At 38.1% G+C, this 18,241-nt stretch carries 18 protein-coding genes; 14 read left to right on the top strand and 4 right to left on the bottom strand.

Translation table 11 applies throughout. The features are described from left to right. The first annotated feature begins 23 nt into the window (after window positions 1-23). The 5 genes from ACYQY7_RS07220 (at window position 24) to ACYQY7_RS07240 (ending at window position 3,222) form a co-directional block, all read left to right on the top strand. Window positions 24-275, top strand: coding sequence for a YpmP family protein (locus ACYQY7_RS07220; RefSeq protein WP_461201405.1), 252 nt, complete (start codon window positions 24-26; stop codon window positions 273-275). Between the two features lie 141 nt (window positions 276-416). After that, window positions 417-1,259: a DegV family protein gene (locus ACYQY7_RS07225; RefSeq protein ID WP_461201406.1), complete on the top strand. Its 843-nt coding sequence runs from the start codon at window positions 417-419 to the stop codon at window positions 1,257-1,259. 13 nt (window positions 1,260-1,272) lie between these two features. Then, window positions 1,273-1,845, top strand: a complete 573-nt coding sequence (locus ACYQY7_RS07230) for an SCO family protein (protein ID WP_461201407.1) — start codon at window positions 1,273-1,275, stop codon at window positions 1,843-1,845. A 66-nt stretch (window positions 1,846-1,911) separates the two neighbouring features. After that, on the top strand, window positions 1,912-2,655 hold the full coding sequence (locus ACYQY7_RS07235) for an SGNH/GDSL hydrolase family protein (protein WP_461201408.1): 744 nt from the start codon (window positions 1,912-1,914) through the stop codon (window positions 2,653-2,655). Window positions 2,656-2,658: 3 nt separating this feature from the next. Further along, on the top strand, window positions 2,659-3,222 hold the full coding sequence (locus ACYQY7_RS07240; RefSeq protein ID WP_461201409.1) for a YpmS family protein: 564 nt from the start codon (window positions 2,659-2,661) through the stop codon (window positions 3,220-3,222). 157 nt (window positions 3,223-3,379) lie between these two features. On the opposite strand, the gene ACYQY7_RS07245 is transcribed toward ACYQY7_RS07240, so the two are convergent. Further along, window positions 3,380-4,744, bottom strand: coding sequence for an RsmF rRNA methyltransferase first C-terminal domain-containing protein (locus ACYQY7_RS07245; RefSeq protein ID WP_461201410.1), 1,365 nt, complete (start codon window positions 4,742-4,744; stop codon window positions 3,380-3,382). Further along, on the bottom strand, window positions 4,744-5,325 hold the full coding sequence (gene plsY, locus ACYQY7_RS07250; RefSeq protein WP_461201411.1) for a glycerol-3-phosphate 1-O-acyltransferase PlsY: 582 nt from the start codon (window positions 5,323-5,325) through the stop codon (window positions 4,744-4,746). The genes ACYQY7_RS07245 and plsY overlap by 1 nt, the downstream gene beginning before the upstream one ends. A gap of 135 nt (window positions 5,326-5,460) precedes the next feature. On the opposite strand from plsY, the gene ACYQY7_RS07255 reads away from it, so the two are divergent. From ACYQY7_RS07255 to treR, 7 genes are all read left to right on the top strand, one after another. Continuing rightward, the gene (locus tag ACYQY7_RS07255) at window positions 5,461-5,865 is read left to right on the top strand and encodes a CoA-binding protein (RefSeq protein ID WP_461201412.1); all 405 of its coding nucleotides are present in this window, start codon (window positions 5,461-5,463) and stop codon (window positions 5,863-5,865) included. Between the two features lie 122 nt (window positions 5,866-5,987). After that, window positions 5,988-7,961, top strand: a complete 1,974-nt coding sequence (parE, locus tag ACYQY7_RS07260; RefSeq protein ID WP_461201413.1) for a DNA topoisomerase IV subunit B — start codon at window positions 5,988-5,990, stop codon at window positions 7,959-7,961. Window positions 7,962-7,965: 4 nt separating this feature from the next. Continuing rightward, complete coding sequence (parC, locus tag ACYQY7_RS07265; protein WP_461201414.1) at window positions 7,966-10,362, top strand: DNA topoisomerase IV subunit A; 2,397 nt, start codon at window positions 7,966-7,968, stop codon at window positions 10,360-10,362. 68 nt (window positions 10,363-10,430) lie between these two features. Beyond that, on the top strand, window positions 10,431-10,817 hold the full coding sequence (locus tag ACYQY7_RS07270; protein ID WP_461201415.1) for a PilZ domain-containing protein: 387 nt from the start codon (window positions 10,431-10,433) through the stop codon (window positions 10,815-10,817). A 169-nt stretch (window positions 10,818-10,986) separates the two neighbouring features. Next, the gene (treP, locus tag ACYQY7_RS07275) at window positions 10,987-12,390 is read left to right on the top strand and encodes a PTS system trehalose-specific EIIBC component (protein WP_461201416.1); all 1,404 of its coding nucleotides are present in this window, start codon (window positions 10,987-10,989) and stop codon (window positions 12,388-12,390) included. A 1-nt stretch (window position 12,391) separates the two neighbouring features. After that, on the top strand, window positions 12,392-14,056 hold the full coding sequence (gene treC / locus ACYQY7_RS07280) for an alpha,alpha-phosphotrehalase (RefSeq protein ID WP_461201417.1): 1,665 nt from the start codon (window positions 12,392-12,394) through the stop codon (window positions 14,054-14,056). 27 nt (window positions 14,057-14,083) lie between these two features. Next, window positions 14,084-14,806: a trehalose operon repressor gene (gene treR, locus ACYQY7_RS07285; RefSeq protein ID WP_461201418.1), complete on the top strand. Its 723-nt coding sequence runs from the start codon at window positions 14,084-14,086 to the stop codon at window positions 14,804-14,806. 152 nt (window positions 14,807-14,958) lie between these two features. On the opposite strand, the gene rpmG is transcribed toward treR, so the two are convergent. Both rpmG and speE read right to left on the bottom strand, forming a co-directional pair. Next, a complete protein-coding gene (rpmG, locus tag ACYQY7_RS07290; RefSeq protein WP_003397205.1) occupies window positions 14,959-15,108 on the bottom strand; it encodes a 50S ribosomal protein L33 in 150 nt (49 codons plus the stop codon). Between the two features lie 98 nt (window positions 15,109-15,206). Further along, window positions 15,207-16,055 (bottom strand): polyamine aminopropyltransferase, encoded by an 849-nt coding sequence (gene speE / locus ACYQY7_RS07295; RefSeq protein ID WP_461201419.1) that lies wholly within the window; start codon window positions 16,053-16,055, stop codon window positions 15,207-15,209. A gap of 242 nt (window positions 16,056-16,297) precedes the next feature. On the opposite strand from speE, the gene ACYQY7_RS07300 reads away from it, so the two are divergent. Together ACYQY7_RS07300 and purU are read left to right on the top strand one after the other, a co-directional pair. Further along, complete coding sequence (locus ACYQY7_RS07300; RefSeq protein ID WP_461201420.1) at window positions 16,298-17,119, top strand: formate/nitrite transporter family protein; 822 nt, start codon at window positions 16,298-16,300, stop codon at window positions 17,117-17,119. Between the two features lie 84 nt (window positions 17,120-17,203). Then, entirely contained in the window at window positions 17,204-18,103 is a 900-nt protein-coding gene (gene purU / locus ACYQY7_RS07305) for a formyltetrahydrofolate deformylase (protein ID WP_461201421.1), read from the top strand. The last annotated feature ends 138 nt before the right edge of the window (window positions 18,104-18,241 follow it).

Consider the following 18,241-nt stretch of genomic DNA (forward strand, 5'->3'; position numbering starts at 1 on the left):
GGTCAAAAAAGAGGATTGATATTTTGTTATTCAAAAGCCTAGAGTTTAAAAACGTAGATGGGCAAAAAGTGAAAATTATCGAAATTCCGATATTGGAGGACGATAACCTTTATCAATTTATTGTCAAAGTGCGGTTGCAGACGTTTATTGCACAAGTGTATGCTAATAAAAGTCCAAAGAAGGTGTATTCATTTAAAGATTATTTAAAGCGTGTGTTGAAGTGGCCGATATACGAACAAATATTTAAATCTGAAGTTTTAAAAAACAATGCATAAATGACGAAGGGGCTGTTTTGCTAATGTGCAAATCGGCTCTTTTTTTACAAAAAAATTTATGAAAACGACGACATACAGGACGATTTTATTATATAATTTCAACGTACGAAAATTTTAGAATGAAATACAGGAAGTGAAAAAATGAGCAAAGTAAAAATTGTAACAGATTCTACAATCGATTTGCCAAAAGAAACAATTGAAGCGTGGGACATTCGTGTTGTTCCATTATCTATCTCTATTGATGGGCAAACATATTTGGATGGTATTGACTTAACTCCACAACAATTTATTGAAAAAATGAAACAATCACGTGAGCTTCCAAAAAGCTCCCAACCGTCGGCAGGGCAGTTTTTACAAGTATATGATGAACTTGGAGAAGCGGGATACGATGTCATTTCGATTCATATGACAGGGGGAATGAGCGGAACGGTGCGCTCTGCAGAAAGTGCTGCGGCTATGACAAAAGCAAATGTCACGGTCGTCGATTCGCGTTTTATTTCCCTTGCGCTTAGCTTTCAAGTGTTAGAAGCGGCAAAAATGGCTGCTGAAGGAAAAACGGTAGCAGAAATTGTTTCACGTCTTGATGCGATCCGTGCAAATACGCATTTATTCGTCGTTGTTGATACGCTTGAAAATCTCGTCAAAGGCGGACGAATTGGACGAGGAAAAGCAATGCTTGGTTCGCTATTAAACATTAAACCGATCGCTTCATTAGAAGATGGGGTGTATACGCCTGTAACGAAAGTTCGGAGTCATTCTCAAATCGTCAAATATTTAACAAATCAATTTGTTGAACATACGAAAGGAAAAATGATTCGAGCAGTGGGCATCGCTCACGCAGACGCCCTTGATTTAAGCGAACGGTTAAAACAGGCGATTGCAGAAGCAACAGGATGGACAAAAACAGACATTGTATATACAACTCCGATTATTTCGACGCATACAGGTCCAGGAGCAATAGGGTTTATGTATTATACGGAGTAGGAGGAGCGAAAAGGTGAGACGAATACGTTTATCGTTGTTTGTTGTACTATTATCTTTGCTTGTTGCTTGCCAACAATCGATTCCAGATGCAAAAAATTGGCCAATTGAAGATTTTGCATTTACTGATCAAAATGGTCAAACATTTGGTCTAACTGATTTGAAAGGAAAAGTATGGGTGGCTGATTTTATTTTTACGCGCTGCGCTGACGTTTGTCCTCCAATGACGGCAAATATGGCGAAATTACAAAAAATGTCAAAAGAAAAAGGGTTAGACGTTCATTTTGTTTCGTTTAGTGTCGATCCTGAAAACGATACGCCGGATGCATTAAAGGCATATGTTGAGAAGTTTCAAGGAGATACGAGTCGTTGGCATCTACTTACAGGATACACACAACAAGAAATTGAACGTTTTGCTCAAAAAAACTTTAAAGCAGTTGTGAAAAAGCCACAAGAAGGAGATCAAGTCATCCACGGCACAGATTTTTATCTTGTTGATCAAAACGGGACAATTGTAAAATACTATAGCGGTCTAAATGATGTGCCTTTTGAAGAGATTTTAAAACATATTGACATGTTACAAAAATAACATGATACAGACAAAAATGATGACCCTGTCATTTTTGTCTTTTCTTTTATAGAGAGGGGGATCCCATTGAACAGGTTGCTTCTTCTATTTCTTTGTGTATGTTTAGTCGGATGTTCCTCTACAACTACTGCCCCAACGACCATGCAAGAAAATGAACAGGAGCAAATAAAGCCACGCGATTTACATGTTGTAGCGTTAGGTGATTCGTTAACGGAAGGGGTAGGGGATGGTAAAGGCGGCTATGTCAAATTAGTCAAGCGATATTTAGAACAACGTGAAGATGTAAGTGAAGTGTTCGTGCAAAACTTTGGTAAGCGAGGGTTACGTAGTGAACAACTAACAAATATCATTATGAAAAATGAATCGGTCATTGGAAAAGCAGATCTTATTTTGATCACAATTGGCGGAAATGATGTTATGAAAGTTGTTCGTTCACATTTTTTATCCTTAACATACGAGTTGTTTGTGAAAGAACAACAGGCGTTTGCGTTTCGACTTGATGAGCAACTGCAACTGCTTCGCTATATAAATCCAGATGCTTATATTGTACTCGTCGGGTTATACAACCCGTTTTCTGAGGCTTTTCCGAATATATCAGAAATGGATGAGGTCATACACATGTGGAACGAAGGGAGTGAAAAAGTGCTTTCCCGTTATGATTATGCGCTGTTTGTACCTATTGTCGATTTGTTTGAAGGGCGTGACGATATATTGTATGACGATCAATTTCATCCAAACACACGTGGCTATGAGCTAATTGCACAACGTATATATGAATATTTACAACAACACGAATGGATAGGAGAATAAATAGTGAAGTGGAAAGTATTGTTTCTTGGATTATTAGGAGTAAATAGTTTAGTAATGGCGTTATTATTTTTTTATATGTTTCAATCATCATCTTCCCCACATATTCCGAACGTCCGTGTGGAAGGCCCGACATTTATTGTTCAAACATCAAAACAACATTTAAATACGTTAGTGAACGACTATATTCAGAAGCATGGAAAAAAAGGGAGCTTGTCTTATAGTGTTCAATTAGCTGATCGTTTGTATATAACAAGCGCCATTCCGGTATTCGGAAAGCCAGTCGATTTGACAATGGCATTTGATCCAACAGTGGATGAAAACGGACACGTTGTACTTGCCCACCCGACGATGACGTTTGGACAACTTCGTTTACCTGTGCCATATGTGTTAACGTATATTAATAAACATGCTTCATTGCCAAATTGGGTGGAAATCGATGCGAAACACGAGCGCATTTATATTGTTGTAAGTAACATTCGCATAAAAGAAGGATTCGTGTTAAAGGCAAAAACGTTCGATTTAAATAAAAATGATCTCCTCACCTTTACAGTCACTATAACAAAATAAAAGAGGGTGACCCAAGACCCCCCTTTTTTGATAAAATTTAACCTAAGTATGTGAAATAGATCACCTCTGAGACACTTGATTTTACTGGGTTTTCACTGGTGTTCTATTCTTCCATTTCACCTCAAATAGGGGCATTACCCTCCTTTTGGGTCAGCCCCTATTTGATTCGCAATCCTTTAGGATAAAAGTTTTTTACAACCCCTTTGACTTCTTTGCCCCAACCAAGTGGATACCCATCGATGGTGACTAATATCCATCCACGATCGTTATTCGTCTGTAATGTTTCTCCTTTCATATATCGAAGGCTTTCTTCAAACGTCAGAGACAAATGCGCTTGTACTTGTTTTTTTGTTAATGCCATTGCTAATGCGTGGTTTGGTTCAAAGCGATTTTTTTTCCATTCTCCGATATGAAGACCAGGACGAACAACTTTTAAGCCGTCTAAGCGAGGGCATGAATGTGGGAGGGCAAATAAATGTGTGCCAAACGCATACATCGTTCCTTTTGTTGTTGTTTGGATGATATTATTCATAAACGTTTCATAATCGCGCCACATCGCTTTAGAGACGTTACATGCGGCCATTTTTCCATTCCAACGGTTGCCGCTACCCCGTTTGCGCATTTTCGCAACGAAATGCCCTTCTCCTCGGAGATGATGAGGCCAGAGCCTTGCTGTATGTACGATTTGTTCATTGTGTGTGTTTGTCCAATGTGTCACACCTGGTTGAATCCCGTGTTCTTTTTCAATTGGAATGAGTTCCATATCATCATAAGTCGTTAAAAACCAGTCAATTATTTGTTCATTTTCTTCTGGGGAAAATGTGCATGTCGAATAAACGAGCGTGCCTCCTTCATTTAACATCTTATAAGCACATGATAAAATGTGTCGTTGTGTTTGTGCACACTTTTGAACGTGTTCTAAACTCCAAAATTTGATCGCTTCCTCGTCTTTTCGAAACATACCTTCCCCTGAACATGGGGCGTCAACTAAAATTTTATCAAAAAAACCTTCAAACGTTTCCGATAGTTTTTTAGGAGTTTCATTTGTAACCACAGCATTTGTAATTCCGAGTCGCTCAATATTTTCAGATAAAGCTTTAACACGTTTTGGATGAATTTCGTTTGCCAATAAAAATCCTTCGTTATTCATTAAGGCAGCTAACTGTGTTGTTTTCCCCCCTGGTGCTGCACATAAATCAAGTACTCGCTCTCCTGGAGATGGGGCAAGCGCTTCGGCTACAAACATGGCACTTGGTTCTTGAAGGTAGTACAACCCAGCAGCATGATACGGATGTTTCCCAGGCTGAGCGTTGTCATAATAAAATCCTGTAGGACAAAAAGGGATCGGTTCAAGTTCCCATGGGATTATGTTTAAAAATGTCGATGGTGATACTTTCAACGAATTGACCCGTAAACCATTGACTTTTTCTTCATTGTATGTCGCAAAAAAACGCTCCGCTTCATGTTGAAGCAAAGCATTCATTTTCGTTACAAATTCTTTTGGTAAATGACATGTAGTCACTATAACCACTTCACTTTCGGTTCTGTTTTGTTTAAAATACGTTTAATATTCGCTCGGTGGCGATAAAATACAAAAAGCGTTAATAATATGACGACAATGCGCAAAGGAACATCATTGGTCCATACAAATGCATAAGCGGTCGCATACACGCCTGTTAACATGGATGAAAGCGAGACGTATTTTGATATATATAGAATGAGAAAAAAGACAGCTAACATCGTCATAAAGAGAACGGGTGAATAAAATAACAATACTCCGCCAGATGTAGCAACTGCTTTTCCACCGCGAAATTGAGCAAACACCGGATATGTATGACCAACGACAGCAAACATCCCTGTAATAAGTGGGTGAATATCTACAGAAAACAATACAGGTAAGCTGGCGGCTAACGTCCCTTTTAAAATATCTGCAATTGTCACAATTAATCCTGCTTTTACACCGAGTACGCGAAACGTATTTGTTCCGCCTAAATTGCCGCTCCCATGTTCACGTATGTCAATTCCGTACCCAATTTTTCCGACAAGTAACGCGGACGGAATTGAACCAAGTAAATAACCGATGATCATAAGCAAAATGGACATTATGAGCCCCCTCTACTTCATTCATATTTCCTCTATCAAGGTCATGTTTTTATTGTAACATGCTTTTTTAAAAAATGAAGGCAGGATTATTTTTTTATATGAAGAAATACTAGTTTATCATGGGAGGTAGATGATATGGGTCCGAGTCGTGAACAAATCAAACAAATTTTAAACAAAGCAAAACGCATTGCTGTGGTGGGGTTGTCAGATCATCCGAATCGTACATCTTATATGGTTGCAAAAGCGATGAAAGAAGCAGGGTATGAAATTATTCCGGTCAACCCGCTTATTAAAGAATGGGAAGGTATCCGAGCCGTCGCGACATTAACAGATATTGAAGGTCATGTAGATATTGTTAATGTGTTCCGTCGCTCCGAACATTTACGTGAAATCGCTGAACAGTTTGTCCAAATGGATGCAGATGTGTTTTGGGCGCAATTAGGTGTGTACGATGAAGAAGTGTACCGTGACTTAACAGAAAAAGGGTATACGGTTGTGATGGATCGCTGCATCAAAGTAGAACATGCGCTCACACGGTAAAAACGACCATTCTTTTTGCAATGGTCGTTCTTTTTCTTCATGACGTTGGACGTTTTTCGAATGTATGTTAAAATAGAGAAAGTCAAAAAAATAGAAACAAATGTTCTTGTTGTGAAAGGGGAATGATTGTGACAGATCAGCAACTTCTTACATATAACGAAGATACAATTCAAGTATTAGAAGGATTAGAGGCGGTTCGTAAACGACCAGGCATGTATATTGGGAGCACAGATAGCCGCGGTTTGCATCATCTTGTATATGAAATTGTAGACAATGCAGTTGACGAGGCGCTTGCTGGATATGGAAAGCGTATTATTGTAACGATACATAATGACCAAAGCATTAGCGTACAAGATGAAGGACGTGGTATGCCTACAGGCATGCATAAGTTAGGAAAACCGACTCCAGAGGTTATTTTGACAGTATTACACGCTGGAGGAAAATTTGGTAAAGGTGGATATAAAACGAGTGGTGGGTTGCATGGTGTAGGCGCTTCTGTCGTTAACGCTTTGTCTGAGTGGCTAGAAGTGACAATTCAACGCGATGGATACATATATTACCAACGATTTGAACACGGTGGAAAACCTGTGACTACACTTGAGAAAATCGGGGTAACAAAACAAACAGGAACAACGATTCGATTTAAACCGGATCCAACGATTTTTAGTACGACGACGTTTCATTATGAAACGATTAGCGAACGATTGAGAGAATCTGCATTTTTATTAAAAGGCTTAAAAATTGAATTATACGATGAACGAACAGGCTTACGCGATACGTTTTATTACGAAAGCGGCATCGAGGCATTTGTACAATATTTAAACGAGGAAAAAGATGTTTTGCATCCTGTCGTATTTTTTACTGGTGAGCAAAGTGATATTGAAGTGGAGTTTGCCTTCCAATTTCATGACGGATATGCGGAAAACATGCTTTCGTTTGTTAACCATGTTCGAACGAAAGATGGAGGGACGCATGAAATTGGAGCCAAAACAGCGATGACTCGCGTCTTTAATGAATATGCACGAAAGGTAGGCTTATTGAAAGAAAGAGATAAAAACTTAGAAGGAACAGACATTCGTGAAGGATTATCTGCCGTTATATCCGTTCGTATTCCTGAAGCTCTCTTGCAATTTGAGGGACAAACGAAAGGAAAACTAGGAACGCCTGAGGCTCGTTCGGCCGTTGAAGCGGTCGTTAGCGAGAAACTAACGTACTTTTTAAATGAAAATCCAGATGTTGCCACGATGTTAATTAAAAAGGCGATTCGTGCTTTTCAAGCGCGCGAAGCAGCTCGGAAAGCACGGGAAGAAGCACGATCCGGAAAAAAACGAAAAGGAAAAGAACATGTATTAAGTGGAAAATTAACCCCTGCCCAAACACGAAATCCACAAAAAAATGAGTTGTATTTAGTTGAAGGAGATTCAGCTGGTGGATCTGCGAAACAAGGGCGTGATCGCCGTTTTCAAGCAGTATTGCCTCTTCGCGGGAAAGTGATTAATACAGAGAAAGCGAAACTTGCTGACATTTTTAAAAATGAGGAAATTAATACAATCATTCATGCGATCGGTGGCGGTGTTGGAGTTGATTTTTCGCTTGACGATATTCATTATGATAAAGTGATTATTATGACTGATGCAGATACAGATGGGGCACACATTCAAGTGTTGTTGTTAACCTTTTTTTATCGTTATATGCGACCGCTCATTGAAGCTGGTAAAGTGTTTATCGCTCTTCCCCCACTTTATAAAGTAAGTAAAAAAATCGGCAAAAAAGAAGTGGTTGAATATGCGTGGACAGATGAACAGCTACAATCGATTTTAAAAAAGATCGGAAAAGGATATACGATTCAGCGGTATAAAGGACTTGGTGAAATGAATGCAGATCAATTATGGGAGACGACAATGAATCCTGAAACGCGGACGCTTATTCGTGTTCGTATTGATGATGCAGCACGTGCTGAACGTCGTGTAACAACATTAATGGGTGATAAAGTGGAGCCGAGAAGAAAATGGATTGAGTCCAATGTACAATTTGGTTTAGCGGAAGACATGAACATTTTAGAAAACGATCATGTGATGACAGCAGAGGGGGAATAAGGACGTGGAACGTGTATTAGATTTACCGTTTGAAGATGTGTTAGGAGACCGATTTGGTCGATATAGTAAATATATTATTCAAGAACGTGCTCTGCCAGATGTGCGTGATGGATTGAAACCGGTGCAACGTCGCATTTTATATGCAATGTATGTAGATGGGAATACGTACGACAAACCGTTTCGCAAATCAGCCAAAACCGTCGGAAATGTCATTGGTAATTTCCACCCACATGGTGATTCTTCTGTATATGAAGCGATGGTTCGCATGAGTCAAGAATGGAAAGTAAGGAACGTGCTCATTGAAATGCATGGGAATAACGGAAGTATTGATGGGGATCCACCAGCAGCGATGCGTTATACAGAAGCTAGATTATCTGCCATTGCATCGGAGTTGTTGCGCGACATCGATAAGGAAACAGTAGAGTTTGTACCAAACTTCGATGATACAAGCAAAGAGCCGATTGTGTTGCCAGCGATGTTTCCGAATTTGCTTGTCAATGGTTCAACAGGCATTTCAGCTGGTTACGCGACAGAAATTCCACCGCATCACTTAGGAGAAGTAATCGATGCTGTTATTATGCGTATCGATCATCCGACTTGTACGGTCGATGATTTAATGACTGTATTAAAAGGACCAGATTTTCCAACAGGCGGCATCATCCAAGGAAAAGAAGGGATTAAAGCCGCCTACGAAACAGGAAGAGGCAAAATCATTATCCGTGGTAAAGCAACGGTCGAGCAAGGAAAAGGCGGTAAACAAGCAATTGTTATTACAGAAATTCCTTACGAAGTCAATAAAGCTAATTTAGTTAAAAAAATTGATGAATTGCGGCTTGAAAAAAAGTTAGACGGAATTATGGATGTGCGTGACGAAACGGATCGCACGGGGTTACGTATTGTCATTGAAGTGAGAAAAGACGGGAATGCAGAGGGCATTTTAAACTATTTATATAAAAACACAGATTTGCAGATCACGTACAATTTTAACATGGTTGCTATTCATGAGCGTCGCCCAAAGTTATTAAGTTTACCACAACTATTAGATGCGTATATTGAACATCAAAAAGAAGTTGTTGCGAATCGTTCGCGTTATGAATTGCGTAAAGCAAAGGAACGTGCTCATATTGTAGAGGGATTAATGAAAGCTGTATCCATTTTAGATGAAATTATCGCAACGATTCGCGCTTCGCAAGATAAAAAAGATGCCAAAACGAATTTGATGAATCGATATGGTTTTACAGAACCTCAAGCGGAGGCGATTGTCACATTGCAATTATATCGCTTGACGAATACAGATATTGATGATTTGCGTGAAGAAGCAAATGCACTCCATGATAGAATTGAGCAATTAACATCCATTTTAGAAAGTGAGAAAAAGCTATTATCTGTGATTAAAGCCGATTTAAGAAAAATGAAAAAAACGTATGCCGATGAACGAAGAACGATCATTGAAGAAGAAATAGAAGAAATTAAAATCGAAATGAACGTTGTGATTCCAGAGGAAGATGTGATCGTCACGGTTACAAAAGATGGGTATATCAAACGAACAAGTTTTCGCTCTTACGGCGCCTCTAACGGACAAGATATTGGTCTGAAAGAGGGAGATAGGTTACTCGGGATGTTTGAGATGAATACAACACATACGTTATTATTGTTTACGAATAAAGGAAATTATTTGCATTGTCCTGTTTATGAACTTCCTGACATTCGTTGGAAAGATCTCGGTCAGCACATCTCTAATATAATCCCGCTTGATCGTGACGAGCAACTAATTAGCGCCATCCCGATTGTAGATTTTTCAAATGGATATTTATTATTTATTACAAAACAAGGATTAGTGAAAAAAACAAGTCTCGTTCATTATAAAGCGCAACGCTACTCTAAGCCGCTTGTAGCTATGCGATTGAAAGAGGATGATGAAGTTGTGAACGCGTATTGGACAGACGGAAGTGGATACATATTCTTGGTCACACAATACGGATACGGCTTATTGTTCCAAGAAGAAGAAATCGGGGAAGTTGGTGTTCGAGCGACAGGAGTGAAAGGAATTCATCTAAAAGAAGGAGACTGCGTCATTTCTGGTCAACAAGCGACAGAAGAAAACGTTGTTCTTGTGACAAAACGTGGAGCAGTGAAAAAAATAGCACGAACAGAGATCGAGCAATCTACACGTGCAAAACGTGGGCAACTTCTCGTTAAAGAAGTGAAAACAAATCCACATCGAGTAGTAAGCTGTCATTTTCTTTCACATGGACGTGTTGTTTTAAAAACAGGGAAAGGGATAATTGAAGAAGTCAATGTTGACGAACTACGATTAAGCGATCGATATGGCAATGTGACATACGTACTTGATTATGATGAAGTTGGTAACGTTACGGATACGTGGGTGAAATGGTCATAATTCCCTTGCATTCATTTATGATTTCAATTATATTGAAAAAGGTATAGCTTTTATGTGGGGGACTTATGATGAGATTTAAACGACAAGAACCTTTCCGATATCAATTTGGTCAACCGATCCCGTGCACGTTCCGTATTACACGCATTGGAGAACGGGAAGTGGAAACGGATAAAGGAGCGGCTGAAATTCACGATATTAGTCCGCGCGGTATTCGAATGGAAACTAACTTGAATTTACCAATTGACTCCACAAAAGGTGAACTCGAAGTGGAGTTACAGTTTACGATTGTTGATCAACCAATAACCGTTCGAGGCATTGTGATTTGGAAAAAAACATACGCCAATGACTTTCAATATGGTCTTTCATTAGACATTTCTAAGCAAGAAGAAATGCGATTAATTGGTGAAATTAAGAGACATGCAGCGATGTATGCACGAAAAAGAGAAAGTAATTAAAATTAAATGGGAAAAAAGATGTCCACATGGGCATCTTTTTTCTTTGAAAATTGTTTGAAAGCGGTTGACTAACTTGTATATACAAGTTAAAATAAAAACAACAAGTAAGCTTGTATATACAAGTTTTTTAAAATCCATTGCAAACGTTTTAACTAAGGAGGAATAAATGATGCGACAATCTGTTGAGCAAATTGTCCAAGCAGTTGGTGGAAAAGAAAATATTATTGCTGCTACACATTGTGTGACACGTCTTCGTTTTGCGTTGAAAGATGAAGGAAAAGTGAATAAAGAAGCGCTAGAAAACATTGATATTGTTAAAGGTTCATTTTCAGTAAACGGTCAGTTTCAGGTCGTGATCGGACAAGGACTAGTTGATAAAGTGTATAACGAAATGATTGAAATGACCGAGATTGGTCGGGCAACGAAACAAGATATTAAAGACGCTGCAGAAAAAAAATTAAATCCGCTACAACGGGCAATTAAAACGTTAGCTGATATTTTTATTCCGATTTTACCTGCCATCGTCACAGCCGGTTTATTGATGGGGATTAACAACATTTTAACAGGCCCAGGAATTTTTTATGAAGGAAAATCAATTGTTGATGTTCATAAACAGTGGCGCGATGTTGCTGATATGATTAACTTAATTGCCAACACAGCGTTCGTCTTTTTACCAGGATTAATCGGGTGGTCAGCGGTTAAAAAATTTGGTGGAAGCGAGTTACTTGGAATTGTACTCGGATTGATGCTCGTTCACCCAGCATTATTAAATGCATGGGCATACGCTTCTGCTGTTCAGGAAGGAACTGTGCCATATTGGAATTTATTCGGGTTTGACGTTCAAAAAATTGGTTATCAAGGTCAAGTATTACCTATTTTAATTTCATCATATGTCTTGGCGAAATTAGAACTATTTTTGAAAAAACGTATTCCAGAAGCATTTCAATTGTTGCTTGTTGCGCCAATCGCTTTACTTGTGACAGGATTTGTTTCTTTCATCGCAATTGGTCCTGTGACGTTCGGGATTGCGAATGCTTTAACAGATAGTCTTGTCGCACTATTTGACCGTTTTGCTGCGTTAGGTGGACTTGTATACGGAGGATTATACGCTGTTCTCGTTGTCACAGGAATGCACCATACGTTTTTAGCCGTAGACTTACAACTGATCGGTAGTACAGGTGGGACATTTTTATGGCCAATGCTTGCGTTATCAAACATCGCACAAGGTTCAGCAGCACTTGCAATGATGTTCGCAACAAAAGATGAAAAGTTAAAAGGCTTATCGTTTACATCAGCTGTATCTGCTTATTTAGGCATTACAGAACCAGCGATGTTTGGTGTCAATTTACGATTCCGTTATCCGTTTATTTCAGCTTTAATTGGCTCTGCGATTGCGGGAATTTTTATTACGATCAACAAAGTGCAGGCATCTTCTATTGGTGTCGGTGGACTCCCTGGATTTTTATCGATTTTCCCTGACAAGTGGGTACCGTTTTTCATCGGTATGGCGATTGTCTTGATCGTTCCATTTACATTGACATACATTTTGGCAAAAACGAAAGGCGGTAAGTAATATGCATCCATGGTGGAAAACAGCGGTCGTGTATCAAATTTATCCAAAAAGTTTCAAAGATACAAATGGTGACGGAATTGGCGATTTGCAAGGAGTTATTGAAAAACTCGATTATTTAAAGATGCTCGGGGTTGATGCCATCTGGCTCACCCCGATTTATGAATCGCCTCAGCGTGATAATGGATATGATATTAGTGATTATTACTGTATTTATGAACCATATGGAACAATGGAAGATTTTGAAAAACTTATTGAAGAAGCACATAAGCGCAATATAAAAATTGTTATGGATATTGTTGTTAATCATACGTCAACAGACCATGAGTGGTTCAAACAAGCACGTTCATCGAAAAATAACCCGTATCGCCATTTTTATATTTGGAGAGATGAGCCAAACAATTGGCAATCGAAATTCGGAGGCTCTGCTTGGGAATATGATGAACAAACAGGGCAATATTATTTGCATTTGTTCGATGTTACACAAGCAGATTTAAATTGGGAGAACGAAGAAGTACGCAAGCGTGTGTACGATATGATGCATTTTTGGTTACAAAAAGGAGTCGACGGCTTCCGTTTAGATGTGATTAATTTAATTTCAAAAGATCAGCGCTTTTTAGATGATGACGGCTCTATTCCTCCGGGTGACGGTAGAAAATATTATACAGACGGTCCACGCATTCATGAATTTTTACAAGAAATGAATCGAGAAGTGTTTTCGAAGTACGATATGATGACAGTAGGGGAAATGTCATCAACGACAATTGACCATTGTATTTTATATACAAATCCTGATCGTCATGAACTCAATATGACGTTTAACTTTCATCATTTAAAAGTCGATTATCCAAATGGAGAAAAGTGGGCAGTTGCTGATTTTGACTTTTTACAGTTAAAAAAGATTTTATCAGAATGGCAAGTGAACATGCATAAAGGCGGTGGCTGGAACGCCTTATTTTGGTGTAATCATGATCAGCCGCGCATCGTCTCTCGTTATGGTGATGATGGACAGTATCATAAAGAATCTGCAAAAATGTTAGCAACAACGATTCATATGATGCAAGGAACACCTTATATTTATCAAGGTGAAGAAATCGGGATGACAGACCCGAAATTTGAACGAATCGATGACTATCGCGATGTAGAGTCATTGAACATGTATCGTATACTAAAAGGACAAGGGAAAAACGAACAAGAAGTGTTGCATATTTTACAGCGAAAATCACGTGATAATTCGCGAACACCGATGCAATGGAGCGATGAGCCGCATGCAGGCTTTACAACGGGAACTCCTTGGATTTCTGTCGCACAAAATTATAGAGAAATTAATGTTCAACGAGCATTGCAAGACACGACGTCTATTTTTTATCATTACCAAAAGCTTATTCAGTTGCGTAAACAATACGATATTATTACAATAGGGGATTATGAGCTCATTTTAGAAGATCATCCTTCTATTTTTGCATATATTCGCAACGGAAGCGATGAAAAACTTGTTGTAATTAATAATTTTTACGGACAAGAAACGGTGTTTGAATGGCCAAAACATATAAATATAAGTGAATATACAAGTCAAGTTTTATTATCAAACTACGATGATTCACCAAACGACTTTAAAAAAATGATGTTACGTCCGTATGAATCCATTGTTTATTACTTGAAAAAATAATGGTAAAATATTTTTCGGTGATAAACGATGAGCGAAAATAAATATTTGTCTATTTACAATGACTTGTTATCAAAAATTGAAGAGGGAATATTTAAACCGGGGATGAAGATCCCTTCTGAAAATCAGCTCGTAGAACAATACGAAACATCACGTGAAACGATTCGTAAAGCGCTTAATTTACTTTCAGAGCATGGATATATTCAAAAAATTAAAGGAAAAGGCTCAATTGTATTAGATGTTCGTAAATTCGATTTTCCGATTTCTGGGCTGATTAGTTTTAAGGAATTGGCACAAAAGCTTGGAAAGCCATCGCGGACGATTGTTGAGCAGCTTGACATGATCAAGCCTGATGAAGTGTTGAAAAAACATCTTCATGTCACGGCGCGAGAAGATATTTGGAAAGTTGTGCGCGTGCGAGAAATCGAAGGTGAACGCATTATTTTAGATAAAGACTTTTTTAATAAAAAATTTGTTCCGTTTTTATCTAAAGAAATATGTGAGCGTTCCATTTATGAATATCTTGAAAAGGAACTGCAATTAAAAATTAGCTTTGCAAAAAAAGAGTTTTTTGTAGAAGAATGCACAGATGAAGATCGGATGTATTTACATTTAAAGAAATATACGCACGTTGTCGTTGTGCGAAATTACGTTTATTTAGATGACGCAAGCTTATTTCAATATACAGAGTCTCGGCATCGTCTTGATAAATTTCGATTCGTTGATTTTGCACGACGCATTCATTTGCATTAAAAAATAATGGTGCCGATTCAAAAGAGCAGTAATGCTCCTGTCTGGAGCAACATGGAAAAATAGACCACCACTAAAATCTTTGGTTTTAGTGGTGGTCTATTTCACATACTTCGGTGAAATTTCATCAAAAAGGGGCTTTTGAGTGAGCCCCATTATTTTGTTTCACGATGTAATGTGTGGCGTTTCAAACGTGGGCAATATTTTTTTAATTCAAGTCGTTCAGGATTGTTCCGCTTATTTTTTGTTGTTATGTAGTTACGGTCTCCAGTTTCTGTACATTGCAAAACAACTTTCACACGCATATAGGCACTCTCCTTATAAAGAAAATAGTAATCATTACGTTTTGTATCATAATATAAAGGTGCCCCTTTGTCAACAATCGTAGTCGGAATCATTCCGACTACGATTGAAGATGCTCTTTCATAAATTGTGGAAGACGGAAACATTGGCTTAATACATCAGCATTTACGTATTTCGTTTGTTTCGCAAATGTGTTAAGGCGCTCAAATGAAATAGCTTGTTTTGCTCCGAGAGTAAAGCTCCATAGCCCACCAGGATATGTCGGAACAGTAGCTGTATAAACGTGAACGTGTGGGAATAAATGACGAATATTTGTATATGTTTGTTTCAATACGTCCATATGAAAAATCGGTGATTGGCTTTGACAAACCATCATCCCGTCTTCTTTTAATGCTTCATGTACACTTTTGTAAAAATCGTATTCAAATAATACTTGTGCAGGACCGATTGGATCAGACGAGTCAATAATAATGACATCGTACGTATTCAATCGATCTTTCACAAATTGAACGCCATCTTTATATACGTATTGGACACGTGGATCGGAAAGATTTCCAGATACTTCACGTAAATGTTCTTTACATGCTTGAACAACAAGCTCATCGATTTCGACGAGATGTATTTCTTCTACCTCTTCATATTTCGCCACTTCACGAGCCGCACCACAATCGCCTCCACCAATGATTAAAACTTTTTTTGGCGACGGATGAAGAGAAAGAGGAACATGTGTAATCATCTCATTGTAAATATGTCCATCAATAGAAGTTGTTTGTACAACTCCATCAAGCACAAGCATTCTTCCAAAGTCGTATGAGTCTAAAATCATTACATGTTGAAATGGTGAACGCTCCGAGTAAATGACTTCTTTAATACGATAACTAATTTTTAAGTTTTCACGCTCATCTTCTGTTAACCATAGCTGTCCGTTTTGCTCTTTTATGTAATTCATAGCTTCCTCCTCTAACAATGTATTTTGCACCTTTTTTATATTAATACATTTGTGCATGAGTTTGCAAAGGATGAGAACAATCGGTGAAAAAATTGCAATAGCCATTTTATTCGCAAACGTTTACAAAAATAAAGTGTTGACAGTTGTTTTAACATTTACACAAATGTATTGAAAAACAGAAAGAAGAGGAGTAGGATAATTGTGAAAAACATCACAAAAAAAGAAAGAGAAGTGAGAAAACAATGGAAGCTTTACAAACATGTAAAGAGCTCGCATTAAAGAAGCGATCCATTTTGCAAACATCACCGCTTCAATACGTGATTCGTGCTGCTTTAGCGGGTGTATATATCGGGTTTGCCCTTATTCTTTGTGTCCGTGTTGGTCAATATTTTTATGAGACACATTCACCAGCAACATATTTAGCAAGTGGCATCTTTTTTGGTATCGCCCTTGTTCTTATTATGTACGGAGGGGCAGAGCTATTTACAGGGAATACAATGTATTTTACTGTGAGTACGCTTCAAAAAGAAACAACGATTGGAGATACGCTTCTCAACTGGATAATATGTTATAGCGGGAACTTGCTTGGTGCGATTTTCTTTGCCTTTTTAATCGCACAATCAGGCATTTTTCATGATATCTCAATGGACCATTTACTATTTGCGATTGCATTGAAAAAAATGCATGCAACGACGATACAACTGTTTGTGAAAGGAATTTTATGTAACTGGCTCGTCTGTTTAGCTATTTTTATTCCGATGCAAATGAAAGAAGATGTCGCCAAAATGTTTGCGATGATTTTAATTGTTTTTGTCTTTTTTGCTTCTGGATATGAACACTCGATCGCAAACTTTGTTATTTTCTCACTTGCTTTAGCTGTTCAACATCCAGATACGATTCATGTGTCAGGAATGATCCATAACATCGTACCTGTAACGCTTGGGAATATCGTTGGTGGTTCATTATTTATGGGCGCATTATATACGTATCTTTCTTCTCCTGTTAAACAGCCTGCTTCTACGTGGAAAGGGGCGTTTGGAGCAAGAAAAATATTGAATAAGTAAAAAGTAGTCGGGATATGTTCTCGACTATTTTTTTATTTGTTATAATAAAAGCTATTATTTTATTTCTGTTTAGGGGGAGTTACAATGTATTTTCAACAAAAACATGTCCAAAAGTTTATGGACAAATATAAAGATCGGGCACGGTTACTTATTTCATGTCCAGATCAACCAGGAATTGTGGCAGCTGTTACCACTTTTCTGTATGAACAAGGAGCTAATATTGTCGAGTCGAGTCAATATTCGACAGATCCTGAAGGTGGTACATTTTTTTTACGAATCGAGTTCGACGCTCCGAATATATCGGAACGAAAAGAGGCGATAGAAGAAAAATTTGCAGCGATAGCGCAACAGTTTGAAATGAAATGGCGGTTGAGTTTACATACGCATATGAAAAAAGTGGCCATATTTGTTTCCAAAGAAGAGCATTGCTTATTAGAGTTACTATGGGAGTGGCAAGCGGGAGAGTTACTTGCAGATTTTGCACTAGTTATCAGCAATCATGAATACATGAGGGAAATAGTCGAGTCATTCGGAATTCCGTACTATTACATACCTGTGACAAAAGAAACAAAACAGAAAGCAGAAGAACAACAAATACAGTTGTTAAAGGAATACGATATTGATGTTATTGTGCTTGCTCGTTATATGCAAATTTTATCGCCTCATTTTGTTGCGACGTTTCCAGCGCAAATCATTAATATTCATCACTCGTTTTTACCAGCGTTTATTGGCGCTCGGCCATATGAGCAGGCTTATCGACGTGGGGTGAAGCTGATCGGTGCTACTTCTCATTATGTAACAGATGATTTAGATGAAGGACCAATTATTGAACAAGATGTCGAGCGAGTCGATCATAAACATCATGTAGAAGACTTAAAACGAATCGGACGTATGATCGAAAAAACTGTTCTTGTTCGTGCACTAAAGTGGCACTTGGAAGATCGTGTCATTATTCATGAAAATAAAACGATCGTGTTCAAATGAAGAAGAGGGAATACCTTCTTCTTTTTTTGTAAAAATTTATTTTATATAGTAAAACTATGTTCTAAATAAAAATTGAATAAAAATAAAAATGTTCAATTATAATGGAAATAGAGAAGGATTTTTTCTTTTTAGTAAAGA

This window comes from Anoxybacillus sp. TBDG-1 (assembly GCF_054815885.1).

Excerpts from the sequence above, each read along its gene's own strand:
- ACYQY7_RS07255 (WP_461201412.1), top strand. The coding sequence starts at position 5,461 with ATGGGTCCGAGTCGTGAACAAATCAAACAAATTTTAAACAAAGCAAAA.
- parE (WP_461201413.1), top strand. The coding sequence starts at position 5,988 with ATGATTGTGACAGATCAGCAACTTCTTACATATAACGAAGATACAATT.
- treC (WP_461201417.1), top strand. The coding sequence starts at position 12,392 with ATGCATCCATGGTGGAAAACAGCGGTCGTGTATCAAATTTATCCAAAA.
- plsY (WP_461201411.1), bottom strand. The coding sequence starts at position 5,325 with ATGTCCATTTTGCTTATGATCATCGGTTATTTACTTGGTTCAATTCCG.
- rpmG (WP_003397205.1), bottom strand. The coding sequence starts at position 15,108 with ATGCGTGTGAAAGTTGTTTTGCAATGTACAGAAACTGGAGACCGTAAC.
- speE (WP_461201419.1), bottom strand. The coding sequence starts at position 16,055 with ATGAATTACATAAAAGAGCAAAACGGACAGCTATGGTTAACAGAAGAT.
- purU (WP_461201421.1), top strand. The coding sequence starts at position 17,204 with ATGTATTTTCAACAAAAACATGTCCAAAAGTTTATGGACAAATATAAA.
- treR (WP_461201418.1), top strand. The coding sequence starts at position 14,084 with ATGAGCGAAAATAAATATTTGTCTATTTACAATGACTTGTTATCAAAA.
- ACYQY7_RS07225 (WP_461201406.1), top strand. The coding sequence starts at position 417 with ATGAGCAAAGTAAAAATTGTAACAGATTCTACAATCGATTTGCCAAAA.
- treP (WP_461201416.1), top strand. The coding sequence starts at position 10,987 with ATGCGACAATCTGTTGAGCAAATTGTCCAAGCAGTTGGTGGAAAAGAA.
- ACYQY7_RS07270 (WP_461201415.1), top strand. The coding sequence starts at position 10,431 with ATGAGATTTAAACGACAAGAACCTTTCCGATATCAATTTGGTCAACCG.
- ACYQY7_RS07300 (WP_461201420.1), top strand. The coding sequence starts at position 16,298 with ATGGAAGCTTTACAAACATGTAAAGAGCTCGCATTAAAGAAGCGATCC.